The following is a 19,689-nucleotide window of genomic DNA, read 5'->3' as shown; positions in this document are numbered from 1 at the left end:
ACAATATTTATATATTAAATAATAAAAAAGACAGCAATAAGCTGTCCTTTTAATCTTCATAAATATCAAATTTTTCAAGTCCTTCAAACTGCATATTGTAATATTTTGCATACAGACCGTTTTTATTTATCAAGTCTTTATGATTACCTCTCTCGGTAGTCCTTCCGTTTACTATTACTATTATCTCATCAGCATTTTTTATCGTACTTAATCTATGAGCTATTACTATGGTAGTCCTGTCCTTAGATAGTTTTTCAAGAGATAATTGAATATGTCTTTCGCTTTCATTATCCAGAGCGGAAGTCGCTTCATCAAGTATCAGTATCTCAGGATTTTTAAGAAATACTCTGGCGATAGAGATCCTCTGTTTTTGTCCTCCGGAAAGTCTGGTACCTCTCTCCCCAACGTAAGTATCATATCCGTCTTCTAATTCCATAATAAAATCATGGATATTTGCATTTTTAGCAGCTTCGATTATTTCTTCGTCGGTGGCACCGGGTTTACCGTAAGCGATATTATCCTTGATGCTTCCGCCGAACATATATACATCCTGCTGAACGACACCGATAGAGCTTCTGAGGGATTTTAGCGTAACGTCTTTGATGTTTTGTCCATCTATAAGTATCTCGCCTTTATCTACGTCATAAAATCTCGGTATCAAGGAACATAGAGTCGTTTTTCCTCCCCCGGAAGGTCCGACCAAAGCAACGGTCTTTCCATTTTCGATGTGTATATTGATATTACTGAGAACTTTGCTTCCCTCTTCATAAGAGAATGAAACATTATTAAAATCAATATTTCCGCCTACGTTTTTAAGCTCGTCTGCATCATTTTTATCAACTATATCCGGATTTAATTCTATAACATCCAAGAAACGCTTAAAACCCGCATATCCTTTTTGAAACTGCTCGGTAAAGTTAATGAGAACTTCTACGGGAGTAATAAATATACCTATATATAAAGCATAAACCGCAAGGTCAGCAACATTCATTTTTCCGTAAGCTACAAACAGTCCGCCGCATACGATTATCGCTAGGTATAAAAGCCCTTTAAAAAACGATGTACCTGCATGATATTTACCCATCATTTTATACTGAGCAGTCTTTGAATTTAAGAACATCATATTACTGTAATCAAATTTTTCATGTTCTATATCTTCGTTAGCAAATGATTTTACTACCCTTATCCCCGACAAACTATCCTGAACAGCAGAATTCACGCCTGCGATTTTCTTTCTGTTATCGGTAAATGTAGCCTGCATTTTCCTGTTTAAAATCAAACAGAAAACGAGCATTGCTATTGTTATAACAATTAAAATCATAGTAAGAGGGATACTTATGAACGCTAAAAATATAAACGAACCCACGATTTTAAAGGTGGAGATAAATATATTTTCCGGACCGTGATGTGCAAGTTCCGAGATATCAAATAGGTCGGAAACAAGTTTCGACATCATATCCCCGGTATTATTTTGGTCATAATAAGAAAATGAAAGCCTTTGATATTGGTCAAATAAATCCTGCCGCATGTTGCTTTCCATGTTTGCCCCCATGATGTGTCCCCATGAAGTTATAAAATACTCACAGTACGTCCTTATTATATACATAATAAACATCAGTATTGCAACTATACCGATATACTTTACTATCACACTTGCCCCTTCTGTGAAAAGTCCGTTGGTCAGATATTTAAGTATCTGAGGGAAAGCCAAATCCACTATCGAAACTATGATCGCACAAAACATATCGAAGTAAAATAACTTTTTATATGGTTTATAGTAATTTATAAATTTTTTAAATATTGACATGTTGTCCTCCTTTCATGTTAGTCTTAAGTAATAAATCTACATCATTATACATTAATTATTATTTATTATCAATTAAGTATAAATGTAAACATAAAAAAATAAAAGCACCATAGGTACTTTTATTATAAGCAAGTTCATAAGCCGAGTTCTGTTTTAATGATCATCTATCTAGACTTATTGTTGCCAATAAGTTCAAGCGACCTACCACGAACCGTCAGCGGGCAGCCGACCGGCAAAAGCCTAGTTCTTTTTTGGTCTTGCTCCTAGTGGGGTTTACACGTCTAGATAGTTACCTACCTAACTGTGAGCTCTTACCTCACCCTTTCACCCTTACCCTTGCGGGCGGTTTCCTTTCTGTTGCACTTTCCTTTAGGTTACCCTAACCGGCCGTTAACCGGCACTATTGCCCTATGGAGCTCGGACTTTCCTCTTTAATAAAAGCGATCAAACGACTTGCTTTTCGGCTAATTATATCATCTTTAAATACTTTTTTCAACAAAATATTACATTGTTAAAATGCTGTCATCTGCCTCTACAACTTTTAGGATATTTTCTTCATCTCCGGTTTTTGCATTTATATAAATAATAAATGTTTCTTTATCCTTTGTCCCTTTAAATTCATAGCATAATTTTTCGCTGTTTGTTTCTGTTGGGATGATTGCAAGTCTTTCTTTTGTTATTTTAAAGTCTTTGCTTATTTTATTTCTTGCATTTTTTACGCTTAATATTTTTTTATTTATATTTCTTTGTTTATGATTAGTATAGTAATTTGTTGCTTCTATACCTACAATGCTTTTATTAACCAAACTTATTTTAACTTTTACCAAATCCGGATAACAAGTAACGCCGTCTTTATTATAAGCGTAATTTACGGTAACTACATTTGAATCCGTTTCATAGTAGTTTTCTTCCATATTTTTTATACCCATACTATCAAGATGTTTTTTACCTATAGATATGGCTTCTTTGATATCAATAGCTCTGTTTGAATTTTCATCCGCAAGATAATTACTGTTGACAGTTATTATTTTGCCGCCGCTTTTACTTACATAAACATAATAAGAAACATCATTTAAGTTATATTTATAAACATAACACTCAATATTGCTGTTATCGAAAGAATCATAACTTACTTCGGCTTTAGAACCTATATATTTCCTTACAGTTTCAAGACCTTCTTCTTTGGTAATATTTTTACTGCCTACTTTTATCTTTTCATCGGTCTTTATAGAATCCGAGAAAGGTCCGTCGAATATTAATGTAGGATATTCATTGATTTCTTCATTGGTAGCTTTAAAACTGTTATCTATCTTTGTACTTGTATCAGCCATAAATACATTGCTGTTCTTTATCCAGTTGTATCCGTCTTTACTGTATCTGATCTCATTATTCATTTCATCTAAGCTTTTAAATATTTTATCACTGGCAGTATATATATTCTTGATATCGTCTTTATTTTCAGACGTTATTTTTTTGTTTGATGTTATTAAAGAATAATAATAGTTTGTGGTCTTATTTAAAAATTTACTGGCTTCAACCACTGCAGAATGGTTTATAGGAAGAGAGTTGATATTTTCATTTATTGATAGATTCAGTCCATACAAATTAACTAATTCTTTTTTTATGAATTTATCATCATTACTCACAGAAAGCTTTGATAGTCTGGAGTTCATCTGTTCAAAGCTTTCTAAAAGCGAAGACAAGCTCTTTTCATAATTATTGGTAACAGTAGTCTCCAAGCTCCCGCTTGCTTTGGTTCCGGTATAAGAAAACACACCTAAAGTAACTACAACTACAAGTAAAAATCCGATTAATATATTTTTCTTCATTTCTTCACCTACTTACAAAATACATGATTGCCTATCGTTCTTATGATAGGTCTGGTTCTAATCCATTTATTGGTCGCAGTCTTTGGATTGTAATAATAAATCGCTCCTCCCGAAGGGTCCCAGCCGTTCATTGCATCTTTTGCAGCTTTTACACAAGAAGCATTAGGCGATAGATTTACTTGTCCGTCTGCAACGGCATCAAAGGCACCGTTTTGATAAACAACACCGCTCACACTGTTTGGGAAAGATGAAGACTTGACACGATTCAATATAACCGCGGCAACGGCGACCTGACCTTCATAAGGCTCTCCTCTTGCTTCACCGTTAACGGCTCTCGCAATCAAATTGATATCATTTGAATTGGTAGATGACGAAGACGAACCCGTGGAAGTACTGCTGGAAGATGAAAGTAAATTATATAATCCCATCTTTTCCAAAGTACTCTTTCCTGCTTTCCCGTCCTGCGTAAGTCCGTTTTTCTTTTGGAAATACTTGACGGCTTTTTCCGTAGCCGCACCAAATTTCCCGTCGACACTTCCGTCGTAATATCCCCATCTTTTTAATTTTTCCTGTACAGGCTTAACATGCGCAGCAGGCGAACCGTAATAAACATAATTCGCAGCATAAATATTAACTAAAATAATACTTGCACTGAAAGCTATACAAACTAAAAATAAAATAATCTTACTTTTCTTTTTCATATTTTCTCCTTACTCAGCATAATTTTGTAAAACTGTATATAACTTATCTCTTCCTTCAACAACAATACCTTCTTTTATCTCTTTTATGGTATCACTGTCAAGAAGTTCAAGAGGCGTTTCGGTTACCTCAATCAGTTTTTCTTTTCCGTCATTATCATATTCATATACCGCTATGAATTCATCTTCGTTATCCTTAAGAGCAGTGATTTTATAATAGCCCTTTGGATAAGAGTCTATATCTTTGATAAGAACTACGTTATCGGCAGAAAAACTCTCTATGGTATAACTTTCATACTTAGCCCCAAACTCTTCTTCGCCAAGTCCGATTTTATCCGAATCGATCATTGATGTTTCTTCCTTTATACTTTGAGTCTTCGTATAATACCTCTTAAAAGTGACTTTAGTATTTTCTGTGGTTTTTGCTTTTTGAACAGAACTTTTTACATCTTCGTATTCATTACTCTTAGTCTCGGCTTTTGGGTCACTGTCATGCTCCATAGAACAGGCTGCCAACGTGACACTTAACCCCATACACATAACGCATATAAGTATAGGCAAATTCTTTTTATTAAAAATCTTTTCTTTCAAATATTTTAAGTTTAAATTCTTCATAATCACATTACTTCCTTTGTGGATATTTGATTATTTCATATTTTAACCATATTGGGAAATTTTATACACATAGATATCTTGAATGAAAAACTATATACAAAGTAAATAAATTATTAACTTAAATAAGGAAACTAAACATTTAAGAAATAAATAATATTAAAAGTTATTTTGAAATAAAAAAGAGCCTTAATTAAGACTCTTTGATTTTATAATATATATATTTTAATTATCCTTCGTAATCATCAGGAAATTCCGCATTATGATATACATCCTGAACATCATCGTTATCTTCGAACATCTCAAGCATTTTTTCAAATTTCTTGATTTGTGCTTCATCTTCAAGCTTGGTATAGTTACTTGGAACCATTTCGACACCGGCAGAAGCGGTTTTAATCCCATTTTCCTCCAAAGCATCACAAACTTTTGAAAAAGTTTCAGGTGTGGTTGTAATTTCAAACCCGTCATCACTAACGTCGAAATCTTCTGCACCGCTGTCTAAAGCAATCATCATAAGTTCTTCTTCATCTACATTTCCGTCATTATCTACAAGTATAGTACCTTTTTTTTCAAACATGAAAGAAACACATCCGCTTGTTCCTAAGTTTCCGCCGTTCTTATCAAAGTAATATCTGACATCTCCGGCAGTCCTGTTTTTATTATCTGTAAGAGCTTCTACTATGACTGCAACGCCCCCGATACCGTAACCTTCGTAAGTAATTTCTTCGAATACACTGTTACCGAGTTCTCCGGCACCTTTTTTTATAGCTCTGTCGATGTTATCGTTAGGCATATTATTAGATTTAGCCTTTGCAATAGCATCTTTAAGCTTAGCATTTAAATCAGGGTCTGCTCCCCCTTCTCTTGCTGCCACGGCGATCAGTTTCGCCATTTTTGTATATATTTTACCTTTTTGAGCGTCTGTTTTCGCTTTTTTATGTTTAATTGTTGACCATTTTGAATGTCCTGACATATTATCCCTCCGTAAATTTACTGCCATATATTATATCATAAAGTATTGGTTTATTCAATAAATTAGGATATAGTTATATCGATTTCCGGCATTTTATCATTATTTTTAGTTCCATTAGGTATTTTGAAAGAAAATCACTTCCTTTAAAATCAAAACAACAATAAACTTTATATATTTATCATCTTAACTAAATTTATTAAAACAAACTTGAGAATTTCCTTTAAATAATTTTTCACTAAGCTTTTATCATAATATCAAGATTGATACTTTCCTCCTATATATCCTTATATTTTTTACTTTCAAAATTAATGATAAAAGGGTTATAACCATATGTTAATAATAAATCCTTCATATCAAAAAAACTTACATTACCTCAAAGTCATATACAATTAACCACTCTTTTTAAAGCCATAAGTTTAATACATTTACACTCTCCATTACTTAATATAATTCCCATGACTATAAAGAAATAAAATATTTATAAAGTTTATAAATAATACATTACTCAAAATAATTACAGTTGTATTATTATAAACTCTAATATTTTCAATTATTTTCTTTTTTCTGTTATCTTATATTTAATCAAAACAAAATAAAAGGAATAAGCTTAGCTTATTCCTTATTATCTAAAATATCAAGTTCAAACCAGAATGTACTTCCTTCTCCGATTTTACTCTTAACTCCGAACTCAGCAGAGTGTCTTAACAGTATCGTCTTAACAATGGAAAGACCAAGACCGCTTCCAACAATAGATCTTTTATGAGTCTTATCTATCTTATAGTATCTTTGCCAAATATCAGGAAGCTTATCTTCCGCAATCCCTTCCCCGGTATCGATTATTTCGATTTTTACTTTTCCCTCATTAACTATTTGATTTATAGTTATAAGTTTATCATCACCGGTATAGTTGATTGCATTTGTAAGAAGATTATATATAACTTGAGATATTTGAAGTTCATCCGCATTTACCATAATATCTTCATCATGATTGAATACAATATTATAATCGGTAAATGTTGAAAATCTATCTATAATATCTCCGATTTCCTTGGTCAAACTAAATTCTTTCTTATTTAGCTCTATCGCCCCTGATTCATACTTAGCAAAATCCAATGTATCATTAACTAAACTATTTAACCTTTTCGCCTCGTCTATAATGGTTTGGATATTTTCTGCTTCAGCCTGTTCCGGATAATCCCTTATCATTTCACTATATCCGATTATCATGGTAAGAGGAGTCCTAAGGTCATGAGATACATTTGCAATAAGTTCTCTTCTGTATTCTTCATTCTTATCGATTTCAACTGCCGCATAATTCAACGTATTTACAAGTTCGTTGATTTCTTTATAGCCTCCATCGAAATCTTCCGGTTCATATTCCCCTTTTGCCAGCTTTTTCGCCTTTTTCGTTACTTTCTCTATAGGAGAAGCAATTTTCTTTGAAATAGCAAAGGCAAGAAGTCCGGCAAGAATAACCAAAATTAACGTAATCCATAAAAGTTGTTCTCTCAGAGTACTTACCGTAGCATCAATAGGCGAAATATTAGAATCCAGCATCATTACATAGAAGCTGTCTCCCACATTCACTATTCTCGTATACACTATACTTTCAGGCTTTGAAAAAATTATATTACCAAATCTATATTCCTTATCGTCTCTTCTTAAAGCCGACTTTTCCAAATACTCTCCGCCGTTTTCCATAGCTTTGTTAATATAATAATTTATACCTTCGGCGGATAACTTATGAATGGTACACCGTGGTGTAGTCTTAATAGAAAAAACATTATTTCCCGCGCTGTCCATTATCAAGACACAAAAATCTTTGGACATAGCAATTTGTTCAATATAATCGTCGTTAAAATTCTGAACGATTTTATTGGCTGAGGATTTAATTTCTCTGGTCTTAATCAATTTATAAGAGGTGCCCAAAAACACTATCTGAAACAGCCATAGTAGTATAAGTGCTACGGCTATAAAGATAGCAAAGAATTTAAACATCTCAAATTTAAGACTTAAATCATTCTTCTTTTTCAAATCTATAACCTACTCCTCTTAGAGTAACGATCCTATTGGAATAAGGACCTAAATTTTTTCTGAGTAGTTTGATATGAGTATCTAAAGTTCTGTCGTCTCCGTAATAATCATATCCCCAAACTGTTGAAATAATTTTTTCTCTGGATAAGGCTATTCCCTGATTTTCTATTAAAAATGTCAGTAAGTCATATTCTTTTGGAGTTAAACTAACGATATTACCGTCTATCCTTAAAATCCTTGCGGCAAGATCAATGTTTATCCCGTCGATATTTATTATATTTTCTTTATCTTTATCCGATTTATTTTGAGTCCTTTTAAGTATTGCCTCTACTCTCATCATCAACTCTTTGGGAGAAAAAGGTTTTACGACATAGTCATCCGCACCGACTTCAAATCCGTGTATCCTATCGTATTCTTCTCCTCTTGCGGATAACATAATAACAGGAGTATCTTTAGTTTTTCTTATTTCTCTTACGGCAGAAAATCCGTCAAGCTCCGGCATCATGATATCCATTATTATGATATCGAAATCTTCGACCTTGCATATTTCAATGGCTTTCATCCCGTCGTTGACTTCCACGGTATCATAACCCTCGAAAGTAGCGTATTTATTTATAAGTTCTGCAATCTTAGGTTCATCATCAACAATTAATATTCTTGGCATAATTACCTCCTATTTTTATATATTATACCACAAATTTATCCTATATACTAATATTACCGGTGCCAAAGCACCGGTAATATTAGATTACATATTTTTAAAAGAGGGAATTGTTCGTTGTACAAGTACAACTCACTATCCATAAGCATTTTGCTTACAATGTAATATTACCAAAGGTTTGTGTATTTTCTGTGAAGCACTTTTGAATTGTTCCTGTTTTATTATACTACTTTTTTTCACTTAATTTGTACTCCACACTACCCTCACTCATACCGTTTGATACGGTTACTTTGATTTTATCACCGACTTTTAATTTTTTGATAACGGACTTAAAGTCACTTGCACTTTCAACTTTAGTACCGTTTACCGACTTAACGATGTAACCTGACTTTAATCCAGCTTTTTCAGCATTTGAACCATCCGCTACACTGTAAATATAAACTCCCAACTCATTTACACTATACTGTCTTGCAGTATTTTCATCCAGTATATCTATTAAAGTAAGTCCGCTTGTAACTCTTCCTTTTACATATCCGTAGTCCATTATCTGCTCGATCACATTTTTGGCTGTATCAATAGGGATTGCAAAGCCTATACCTTCAACATTGTTTCCTGCGGCTTTTGCATTTACAACACCAACCAACAATCCGTTTTTATCAAACAGTCCTCCGCCGGAGTTACCTGAGTTTATGGAAGCATTCGTTTGAATAAGGTTCATTGTTTCATTTTCAATCGTTACTTCTCTACTTAATGCAGACACGATACCATTTGTTACTGTACCGGAAAGTTCACCCAAAGGATTTCCTATGGCAACTATTTCATCACCTACTTCAAGTGTGGATGATTTTCCGAAAGCAGCACTCTTAAGACCCTTTGCTTCTATCTTTATTATCGCTATATCCGTTTCACTGTCCGTACCTACAAGTTTAGCTGTGTAGCTTTTTTCATCGGCGGTCTTAACGGTTATCTTACTTGCCCCGTCAACAACGTGATTATTTGTCACTATATATCCGTCAGTCGTAACTATAACGCCGCTTCCGGCTGATTTTGAAGTTGAATTACCGTTATCATATAAAGGATTTACTTGTGATTGGCTCTGACTTTCACACTCTATGGAAACAACGCTGTTCTTAACGGATTTTACTACGTTTGAAACATTCATGTTCCCGCCGTCAGTTGAAGTGGTTGAAGCTACGGGGATACTTGTCGTTGTGACCCCGTCGGCTTTATTGGAGCCTAAAAATTTATTTGCCGCAAATCCTCCCACAAATCCGAGGACTGTGGAAGTTATCATCATAGCCGCTACTATCAAAGCAAAAATCGCAGTCCTTCTCTTTTTATCTGATTTATTTACATTATCTATATTATTATCCATGATTATGTCCTCCTCGTTTCTTTACATAAAGTATATGCTTGATATGTGAAAAACCTATGAAGGAGGTATGAATTGGTATTAAACCTTTATGAACTAATTTTTGAAAAGTAAACAATAAAAAGGCTTTAATTTTTTCACTGTACTGTCACATAAAAAAGAACAAATAATAATTTGTCCTTTTTTTTTTCACGCTTAAGATATATAAAAATCCATTATAAGCATAACTATAAACCCAACGAGTAAGGAATAAGTAGCGTATTTTTCAAATCCGTGAGAATGTGTCTCGGGTATCATTTCATCGCTTATTATATAAAGCATAGTCCCGCCCGCAAACGCGAGCAAAAAAGGAAGCACCGTACCTGATATATCAGCGAGGAAATAACCTATAAAAGTCCCGATGACTTCTATTACTCCCGTCAAAGAAGCGATAATAAGAGTCCTCTTTTTACTCACTCCGCTGAGTAACATAGGAGATATTATGACCATACCCTCGGGGATATTTTGAAGAGCGATACCAATGGCAACTATCATCGCATTTCCTATATTATCGCTTCCGAACCCCACTCCCGCAGCCATTCCTTCGGGAAGGTTATGAATAGCTATTGCAAGAACAAATAACATAACTTTATTTATCTTTGAATTCCCGCTGTGTTTTTCCCTGTCCATTCCGGTGAGCCTATGAAGATGAGGTGTGAGCTTATCCGCAAAATCCAGAAATAATGCACCGATCAGAATACCGAGTACACTTATCCATACACCATGATTCCCTCCGCTTTCGATAGAGGGGATAATAAGTCCTATCATACTTGCCGCAAGCATTATACCCGCAGCAAAACCGAGGACCACATCACTGAATTTATGAGAAATACCTTTGAATAAAAATCCTATTAAAGCTCCCACAACGGTCGCACCGCCTACACCGAGAGCTGTTATTATGACAAGGTTCATACTATCATCCTTTACAAATTATTTAGCTATGCGTGAGGTATGTTTGTAAATTCAGAGATTTCTCTGTTTATAGTGCATAAATCATCTACGTTCATATCATGAATATCATCATGTCCTGTTATCCTGGCAAAAGTCTTAATTTCTTCCAAAGAGCAATTCAAGAAATTGGCAACTCTCTTACTGCTTTTATCTATTTTAAGTCTTTTCCTGAGTTCAGGATCTTGGGTAGCAATGCCTAGAGGACAGTTACCGCTTCCGCAAATCCTATACTGCTGACAAGCTGCCGCCATTAATCCGGCAGAAGCTATAGCAACCGCATCTGCACCCATTGCAATTGCCTTTGCAAAATCGGAAGACACTCTAAGTCCTCCGGTAATGACAAGTTCCATATCGGATTTTACACTGTCAAGATATTTTCTCGCTCTGTATAAAGCATAAATAGTCGGAACGCTTGTAGAATCTCTTACTATTCTCGGGCTTGCTCCCGTTGCACCGCCTCTTCCGTCAATAGTTACAAAATCAGCTCCCGCATAAACTATGTATTCCAAATCCCTTTCGATTCTTCCCGCAGCAATTTTTATACCTACAGGTCTTCCGTCAGACCTTGTCCTAAGTTCTTCGACAAGATTTTTCAAATCCTCTTTTGTATTTATCCCCTCAAATTTGGAAGGACTTATTATATCTTTACCAAGAGGTTTGTTTCTTACTTTGGCAATTTCTGGAGTAACTTTTCCTCCAGGGAGATGTCCGCCCATTCCGGGTTTGGTCCCCTGACCTATTTTTATTTCAATCGCATCTGCATTTTTTAAATTTTCATCGGTCACACTATATTTATTTGGAACATATTCAAAAATATACTTATCCGCTGCTTCCATTTCTTCTTTTAATATCCCGCCTTCCCCGGAACACATGGCACTTTTCGCCATAGCACTTCCTTTGGAAAGAGCGACTTTGATTTCCTTTGACAGTGCTCCAAATGACATATGAGAAATATACACAGGATTATTCAAAATCATAGGTCTTTTAGCATTTTTCCCTATTACGGTAGTCGTTCTGACGAAAGCATGTTCATCTAAAGGCATGGGATTAAGCTGTGCACCTAAAAACAATATATCATCAAATCCCGGCATATTCATTTTCGTTCCCATTGCTTCAATAATAGGCTTCCCGCTTACTGCCATTTCATGAATTTGAGCCATATACCGACAAGTATCATCCGTTCTTTTGAATTCACTTTCGTATTCGAGAGAATCACTTTTTACATTATACATTTTTTTGTTTTTTTCTTTGACTTTTTTATTATCTTTTTCATTTATATTTTCTTCAACTTTGACAAATACGCTGGCTGGATGTTTACAAACGGGACACTCTTTTAATTCACTGAAGGGTTTACTTTCTTTTTCTTCGTCGTAAATATAACCGCAAACGCTGCATTTATAAACCATGATAATCCTCCTTTATTATTTTTTATCTACATCTTTTGACAATTTTGACAAATACCCTCGAATACAAGATTGTGATTTAATATTTTATACCCGCTGCCCTTTTCGACTTCTTTATCTATATCCTTTACGAACTCAATTTCCACGTTTTTTATTTCACCGCATTCTCTGCATTTTATATGATAGTGCCCTGTCGTCTTATAGTCGTACAAATCAGGCATATCAGGCATTCTGAGTCGATTTAAATGTCCTAAAGACGCTAGATTGTTTAAAACCCTGAATACGGTTGCTCTGCTTATTGTAGAGTGTTTTTCATGTACCTTTTCATATACTTCCTGTGCGGAAGGATGTTCTTTCATAGATTTTAATGTATTAAATATTATTTTCTTTTGAATCGTATTTCTGGTATTTTCCATTATTATATACTCCCATTATATTGTAAAACGTTTAAAATAGCAATTATTCTTATTATTAAAAAAAGAGAAAGATAATTTCTTCCTCTCTATGATATTATATTGAAAGGTTTTATTCAATCCTATTTTATTTGATAACTTTGATTTTAATGATATAAATAATTAATAATTATCATTTTAGTAAATTATGTATTAAAAAAGAAAAAATTATCTTGTAGATTATAGATTTTATAGCACAAAAAAAAGATAAAAACCTACACATTATCTTATAATTAAAATTAATTGTCTTTCTACCATTTTTTACACAATAAAAAACAGACTGCATTATAATATAGTCTGTTTTTTATATTTTATCCTTTTTAATTCCTAGACGTCAGTAATAGTTACAATAAATTTAAAATCAATATTAATTTTACTGTTTAATTAAAACTATTCAACACCCTTAAGTGATTTGACCATATCAACATTCTTTATTATTCTGGAAAATACCAAGTTGATCGATATTGAAAGAATGAACGTTATTATAAATGAAATCACCAAATTAGGAAAATGAAGTACACTTATCATATCCATACTATCTCCCGACATTTCTATCATCACATCCAAAATCCATTTTCCCAGAGGAATACCGATTAAATATCCTACAAAAGTCAAGAAAAGATTTTGAGTTAAGAATATTTTTCTTAAATACTTACTTTTAAATCCTACTATTTTTAAAGTTGCAAAATCTCTTTCGATTTCGTTAAATGTCAATATACTTAAATTATAAATGACTACCACAGCCAAAATTGAAGCCATTAAGATAAGGATATATACCATTAACATCATATTCTCGGTAAGTGCATCCCAGTCTTTGGACATATCTTTAACATTTTGTATGCCATCGATGATTTTACTGTCATTCTTTATATTATTTTCGTTTGTAATAATATAACTTGTTTTAAAATCTATATCGTAAGATTTTAATGTTTTTATACTCATTCTGATACCTTGGATACTCGGCTCACGGTTTACTTCTTTTATAACAGACGTATTCCACGTATCTTCTCCGTAAACTTTCCATTTAAAGTTATCACCTTTTTTTAGTCCCAAGCTATCCATAAGCTTTTGTGTCATGACTATACCATTTTCAGGCATTTTCATTATATCGCCGTCAATATCACTTATTTCAAGCATATCAGTTTTTTCGGCTGCAACTAAAGTTGAGTTCTTCTTTATCTTACCGGCTTTAATTTCAACTCCGCTTTCCATTACTTTTTTACCGTTAACTTTATCTAAAAGCTTATTCATATCTGATGTTTTCACATCATCTTTAAGCACTATTTTACTTTGATAGTTGATTAATTTATCATACTGCCATTCCTTTAAGTCGTTCATCGCATCCTTCATGCCAAAGGCACATACTAATAGTGCAGAACATCCGAGAACACCGATTACCGTCATTAGTGACCTTATCTTGTTCCTGCTTATATCTCTTATGTTCCATTTGACATTAAAACTTAATTTATTCCATAGTCTGCTCTTTTCAAATATATTATGCTTGACCCCTTTGGGAGCTTTAGGTTTTAATATTTCGACAGCATTTTCATTCAAAACTCCTCTGCACGCTATATAAGACGCAATAGTTAGAAAAACAACAGATGAGACTGCAACTATATAAAAACTTATATCAAAGCTCGGTTCCCATTTTGGAAGAGTATAAAAACCGGACATCGAAGGATAGAATAATCTCGGGATGGTTATAGGTCCAAGAACAGCACCGAGAAGAGCACCTACCAATGAAATGACAAATCCGTAAGAGAGATAATGAAATAATATTTTCTTCTTTCTAAATCCCAGTGCTTTTAATGTACCTATTTGAACTCTTTGAGAACTTATAAGCCTTGTCATAGTGGTAAGCAGTGTAAGTACAGCTACAAGGATAAATACAGGAGGAAATATTTCTCCCATAGCTCTATGCTGCTCTATCTCGCTATCAAAGGTTGAAACACTTAAATTATCCTTTTGGTTAATAAATACATTTGCCTTATCATCAAGCTTATCCTTTATATCGCTTTCAAATGCGGATTTTTCTTTACTTGTACACTTATCATCCTTATCAACGATCAACTGGTTATAGGATAAATAATCTTTATAAGGAAATTCTTTATAAGATACAAAGGCATAACCGTTTTTATAAAAGTCGGGTGCAATACTTTCTCCGTTATCAATATAAACATATTCAGAAGAGTATACTATCCCTTTTATCTTTTCCTTTATGGTAAAGCTAATTCCATTGTTATATTTAAGCTTGATCGTATCTCCTACATCAAGATTTCTTGCATCTGCAAATCTTTTATCTATCCATACACCTTTTTTATCCCCTGAAAACTTTTCACCTTTTACAAGATACATTTTAGATATATCATTATTTTCCAAGAAATATAAATCTATATCGGGACTGTCTTTCATCTTTCCCTTTACATTTAAAAGGAGTCTTCTCTCGGCACTTTTAACACTATTTAATTTTTCTATGTTCTTGATATCTTTTTTTGAAAAATCATTTCCATATATAAAGGCATCTGCCAAATTGGTTTCATTATAGTAATCATTTCTTAAATCCCTAAGACCTACCCATTCTCCGCCTATTCCGGAATACACAAAAACACCTAAAAAAGCCATTATAAAGATAGATATAAACTGAAATTTATGTTTAAAAATATCTCTGAACATCTTTTTAAGTAACATTATAAATCTACCTCACTTATTTTAAGAGGTTTTTCGTTCTTTATGATATCGGTTATCTTTCCATTTTTGACCTTGATTATTTTATCTGCCGCCTTAGCTATATCCTGGTTATGAGTAACGATTATTACTGTCTTTTTATTATATATACTTAGATCCTGCAAAAGTTTTAAAACTATTTTTCCCGTTTCGCTGTCGAGAGCTCCCGTAGGTTCATCGCATAAAAGCATAGCGGGATCTTTCATGACCGCCCTTGCAATGGATACTCTTTGCTGTTCACCTCCGGAAAGTTCGCTGGGGAATTTATCAAGATGATCGGAAAGACCTACTTTATGAAGTATCTTTTTAGCCGGCATTTTATTCTTTACAATATCTTTTATCAAATTTACATTTTCAAGGACCGTAAGCGTAAAAATAAGATTATAAAACTGAAAAACGAAGCCTACATATTCTGCTCTGTAATCACTGAGTTCATTATCGTTTAAATTAGATATATCCTTATTCCCGACGGTGATACTTCCTTTGCTTACCTTATCCAATCCCCCAAGCAAATTAAGAAGTGTAGATTTACCGGCACCGGAAGGACCTAAAATAACGACAAATTCTCCTTCATTAATAGAAAAATTTGCATCATTAAGTGCAAATAATTCATGGTCTCCCATATCATATATTTTTGAAACATGGTTAAATTTAATAAGTTTTTTCATTATTCCCTCCATATAAGAAAAACAGACTGCAATAAAATGCAGTCTGTTTCTATGCTAATTATTTTTTATCTTGTATACTCGCACAATGTCCGCAGTGACTGCAGTCATTTCCGCAGCCGATGCTGCTTCCGTTTTTATGACTTTTAAATAATGATTTTACAGCAATATATCCAACTGCCAAAAGTATTAATGTTATTATTATCGTTGCCATATTATTTAAAATGAAGTTAAGCATTTAAAAGCGCCTCTTTTCCTGATAAGTCATATTTTTCGCTATATGGTTTAAAAAGGAGGTAAATAAAACCAATTACAACTAAGAAAGCTACAGCGGTAAGTATTGTAAATCCATGACCTGTTACGAACATTCCTATTTGATATATTGATAAACCTGTGCAGTAAGCAAGCAGACATTGATATATAACAGCAAATAATGTCCATTTTCCGTTACCGAATTCTCTGTGCATTGCACCGATTGCAGCAAAGCAAGGAGCTGATAATAAGTTGAATGCTAAGAATGCATATGCTGCAAGAGGTGTGAATGCAGCGGCAACATTAGTCCAAATTTCTGCACCGTCTTCGGCTACTTCAGCAAATCCGTAAAGGATACCGAAAGTACCAACGACATTTTCTTTGGCTATTAAACCCGTTACGGTAGCAACAGCAGCTTTCCAGTCTCCAAATCCAAGAGGAGCAAATAGAGGAGCTATTAAGCTTCCGATTGATTTAAGTAAACTGTTATCCATTTCTACCATTCCGAAAGAACCGTTTTCGAAACCGAAACTTTGCAAGAACCAAATTAGTGCGCATGCTAGGAAAATGATCGTTCCGGCTTTTTTAACGAAAGATTTAGCTCTGTCCCACATATGGATAAGTACACTTTTCGCACCCGGTATATGATATGCGGGAAGCTCCATTACAAAGGGAGCAGGATCTCCCGCAAAACGTCTCGTCTTTTTAAGGACTATTCCCGAGCATACTATTGCGGCAATACCAAGGAAATAAGCCGAAGGACCTACCCAAGTCGCTCCCGGGAATAATGCCCCTGCAATCAAAGCGATAATAGGAAGTTTCGCAGAACAAGGTATGAAAGTAGTTGTCATTATCGTGATTTTTCTGTCTCTTTCGTTTTCTATAGTCCTGCTTGCCATAACTCCGGGAACTCCGCAGCCTGTACCTATAAGCATAGGAATAAAAGATTTTCCTGAAAGACCGAACTTTCTAAATATCCTATCCATGATAAATGCAACACGTGCCATGTATCCACAATCTTCCAAGATCGCTAAACATAAAAACAATACCAACATTTGAGGAAGGAAGCCAAGTACGGCACCTACACCGCCTACGATACCGTCAAGTATCAATGATTGCAGCCACTGTGCAGCACCTACACTGGCTAAGAAGTTGCCGATCACACCGGGGATACCGTTTTCTCCGAATAAAACATCGTTTACCCAATCAGTTCCGGCAGTACCAACTGTTGAAATAGATATGTAGTAGACTAAGTACATAACTATCGCAAATATAGGAATAGCTAAAATTCTGTTTGTAACTATCTTGTCGATTTTATCGGAGGTACTCATTAAAGTATTATTTCTCTTTTTAAAGCAACTGTCGATTATACTTGTAATATATGTATATCTTTCGTTTGTTATGATACTTTCACTATCATCATCAAATTCATTTTCGGATTTTTCGATAATAGTTTCAATACTCTTTTTATCTTCTTTACTCAAAGTAATAGTTTCTAAAACTTTTCCATCTCTTTCGTAAAGCTTTATGCTATACCAGTGAAGTAAATCTTCTTTTACCTTACCTTTTATAATTTCTTTGATTTCACTCAAAGAGCCTTCTACTTTTACATCAAAAGTATGTTTTATATCTATCTTTTTCTTTTCAATGCTCACTTTTTTAGCTTCTGTAATAAGATTTTTTGTCCCTTCTCCTTTCAGAGCAGATATTTCAACAACTTTACATCCTATTTGTTCTTCAAGCTTTTTGGTATTTATAATTTCTCCCTTTTTCTTGATGATATCCATCATATTAAGAGCGATAATAACGGGAATACCAAGTTCAACAAGCTGTGTCGTCAAATATAAGTTTCTTTCCAAGTTCGTTGCGTCAACGATATTTATTATTGCATCAGGCTTTTCATTGATTAAGAAATTCCTTGATACTACTTCTTCAAGAGTATATGGAGAAAGCGAATATATTCCCGGTAAATCCACCAAATGAATATCCTTATCTCCTTTAACTCTGCCTTCTTTTTTTTCTACCGTTACACCGGGCCAATTGCCGACGTATTGACTGGCTCCGGTCAAATCGTTAAATAACGTGGTTTTTCCCGAGTTAGGGTTCCCTGCAAGTGCTAATTTTATCATAACCTAATTACTCCTTACTTTATTTTTGTTAGCTATAACTAACATGCATCTTAAAAATTAACAGAGTATAGCTCTGTCTAAATAACCTTATTCTACTTCTATCATCTTAGCGTCAGCTTTCCTGAGACTAAGCTCATAACCCCTTATCTTTACTTCTATAGGATCTCCTAAAGGAGCCACTTTTCTAATAAAGATCTCACTGCCTTTTGTAATACCCATATCCATAATTCTTCTTTTAACCGCACCCTCACCGTGCAGCTTTTTTACTTTTACGGTCGAACCGCATTTTGAAGTATTTAATGCTTTCATATTAAATTTCCTTTCTTACGTATAATTTAAAATAAATATAAAAACGTTTAAACCAATTAAAACATTTGGTTTAAATATATAATAAAAGCATTTTTTTAAAAGCCTTTATTAACGGGATTATCGTGTTTGCAATAATAAAATCATTACAAACTTTAAAACAAATTTATTTAAAGAAATCAACCATAATTATATTTAATGGTATTAAAAATTTAAAAAACTTTTATAAATAAATATTTGCTACATCATCATAAACAGCAGTAATTACAATATCTGTAAACAAGCATTTTATAATTACATGATTTAAAGTTCTGTTTCTCTCATTGACTATTCATAAATACTGCTGTCCAATATAGTTAAAATTTACATTTACAAAATTGATTTTTACCAATTCTAATCTGTATTTATTAATTATAGCACCTATTTTCTAACATTTATATTTTTACAGCTAGTTTAAAATTAACGCTTTACATCGCATTTATTTACTAGCAGTGCCTATAAATCTAAAAATATTTACAATAATGTAAACAAGTTTTATTTATAATTTACATTGCTTTTATTACTCGCAGTGCCCATTCGCAAAACTAAAAGTTTTGCTCATAAGGGCTGTCGCCCTATAAAATCTCAAACATTTATATTTTTACAAGATAGTTAAGAATATAATTCGTTACCTCGCTTTTAATTTACTCGCAGTGCCTATTCGTGAAGTCTGCGACTTCCCTCATAGGGGCTGTCGCCCTATAAAATCTCAAACATTTATATTTTTACAAGATAGTTAAGAA

General features: G+C 33.6%; 16 protein-coding genes and 1 other RNA gene. All 17 read right to left on the bottom strand.

Annotation, left to right across the window (positions count from 1 at the left end; genetic code table 11):
- Positions 1-49: 49 nt before the first annotated feature.
- Positions 50-1,807: an ABC transporter ATP-binding protein gene (locus Q0516_RS03970; protein WP_294467760.1), complete on the bottom strand. Its 1,758-nt coding sequence runs from the start codon at positions 1,805-1,807 to the stop codon at positions 50-52.
- Positions 1,808-1,928: 121 nt separating this feature from the next.
- An RNA gene (gene rnpB / locus Q0516_RS03965) (RNase P RNA component class A) lies at positions 1,929-2,267 on the bottom strand.
- Positions 2,268-2,310: 43 nt separating this feature from the next.
- Positions 2,311-3,636 (bottom strand): germination protein YpeB, encoded by a 1,326-nt coding sequence (gene ypeB / locus Q0516_RS03960; protein WP_294467758.1) that lies wholly within the window; start codon positions 3,634-3,636, stop codon positions 2,311-2,313.
- 8 nt (positions 3,637-3,644) lie between these two features.
- Positions 3,645-4,337, bottom strand: coding sequence for a spore cortex-lytic enzyme (gene sleB, locus Q0516_RS03955; protein WP_257479814.1), 693 nt, complete (start codon positions 4,335-4,337; stop codon positions 3,645-3,647).
- Positions 4,338-4,346: 9 nt separating this feature from the next.
- Entirely contained in the window at positions 4,347-4,949 is a 603-nt protein-coding gene (locus Q0516_RS03950; RefSeq protein ID WP_294467754.1) for a hypothetical protein, read from the bottom strand.
- Between the two features lie 226 nt (positions 4,950-5,175).
- Positions 5,176-5,919 carry a YebC/PmpR family DNA-binding transcriptional regulator gene (locus tag Q0516_RS03945; RefSeq protein ID WP_294467751.1) on the bottom strand — a complete coding sequence of 248 codons (744 nt, stop codon included), beginning with the start codon at positions 5,917-5,919 and terminating at the stop codon, positions 5,176-5,178.
- Between the two features lie 612 nt (positions 5,920-6,531).
- Entirely contained in the window at positions 6,532-7,953 is a 1,422-nt protein-coding gene (locus Q0516_RS03940) for a HAMP domain-containing sensor histidine kinase (RefSeq protein WP_294467748.1), read from the bottom strand.
- Entirely contained in the window at positions 7,937-8,617 is a 681-nt protein-coding gene (locus tag Q0516_RS03935) for a response regulator transcription factor (RefSeq protein ID WP_294467745.1), read from the bottom strand. Before Q0516_RS03935 ends, Q0516_RS03940 begins: the two co-directional genes overlap by 17 nt.
- A 223-nt stretch (positions 8,618-8,840) precedes the next feature.
- On the bottom strand, positions 8,841-9,989 hold the full coding sequence (locus tag Q0516_RS03930) for a trypsin-like peptidase domain-containing protein (protein ID WP_294467743.1): 1,149 nt from the start codon (positions 9,987-9,989) through the stop codon (positions 8,841-8,843).
- Positions 9,990-10,181: 192 nt separating this feature from the next.
- Positions 10,182-10,937 (bottom strand): ZIP family metal transporter, encoded by a 756-nt coding sequence (locus Q0516_RS03925; protein ID WP_294467738.1) that lies wholly within the window; start codon positions 10,935-10,937, stop codon positions 10,182-10,184.
- Between the two features lie 26 nt (positions 10,938-10,963).
- A complete protein-coding gene (locus tag Q0516_RS03920; protein WP_365945653.1) occupies positions 10,964-12,382 on the bottom strand; it encodes a glutamate synthase-related protein in 1,419 nt (472 codons plus the stop codon).
- A 26-nt stretch (positions 12,383-12,408) separates the two neighbouring features.
- Positions 12,409-12,795: a transcriptional repressor gene (locus Q0516_RS03915; protein ID WP_294467735.1), complete on the bottom strand. Its 387-nt coding sequence runs from the start codon at positions 12,793-12,795 to the stop codon at positions 12,409-12,411.
- A gap of 426 nt (positions 12,796-13,221) precedes the next feature.
- Positions 13,222-15,519 carry an ABC transporter permease gene (locus tag Q0516_RS03910; protein WP_294467731.1) on the bottom strand — a complete coding sequence of 766 codons (2,298 nt, stop codon included), beginning with the start codon at positions 15,517-15,519 and terminating at the stop codon, positions 13,222-13,224.
- Positions 15,519-16,223 carry an ABC transporter ATP-binding protein gene (locus Q0516_RS03905; RefSeq protein ID WP_294467728.1) on the bottom strand — a complete coding sequence of 235 codons (705 nt, stop codon included), beginning with the start codon at positions 16,221-16,223 and terminating at the stop codon, positions 15,519-15,521. Before Q0516_RS03905 ends, Q0516_RS03910 begins: the two co-directional genes overlap by 1 nt.
- Before the next feature lie 58 nt (positions 16,224-16,281).
- Positions 16,282-16,458 carry a FeoB-associated Cys-rich membrane protein gene (locus Q0516_RS03900; protein WP_294467725.1) on the bottom strand — a complete coding sequence of 59 codons (177 nt, stop codon included), beginning with the start codon at positions 16,456-16,458 and terminating at the stop codon, positions 16,282-16,284.
- The gene (gene feoB, locus Q0516_RS03895) at positions 16,451-18,601 is read right to left on the bottom strand and encodes a ferrous iron transport protein B (protein WP_294467722.1); all 2,151 of its coding nucleotides are present in this window, start codon (positions 18,599-18,601) and stop codon (positions 16,451-16,453) included. The genes Q0516_RS03900 and feoB overlap by 8 nt, the downstream gene beginning before the upstream one ends.
- Before the next feature lie 87 nt (positions 18,602-18,688).
- On the bottom strand, positions 18,689-18,910 hold the full coding sequence (locus Q0516_RS03890; RefSeq protein WP_257479804.1) for a ferrous iron transport protein A: 222 nt from the start codon (positions 18,908-18,910) through the stop codon (positions 18,689-18,691).
- Between the last annotated feature and the right edge of the window lie 779 nt (positions 18,911-19,689).

This window comes from uncultured Anaerofustis sp. (assembly GCF_938029165.1).
Taxonomy (GTDB): Bacteria; Bacillota; Clostridia; order Eubacteriales; family Anaerofustaceae; genus Anaerofustis.
Note: the sequence above shows the minus strand (reverse complement) of the source record. Positions and strands in the feature narration are given on the sequence as shown.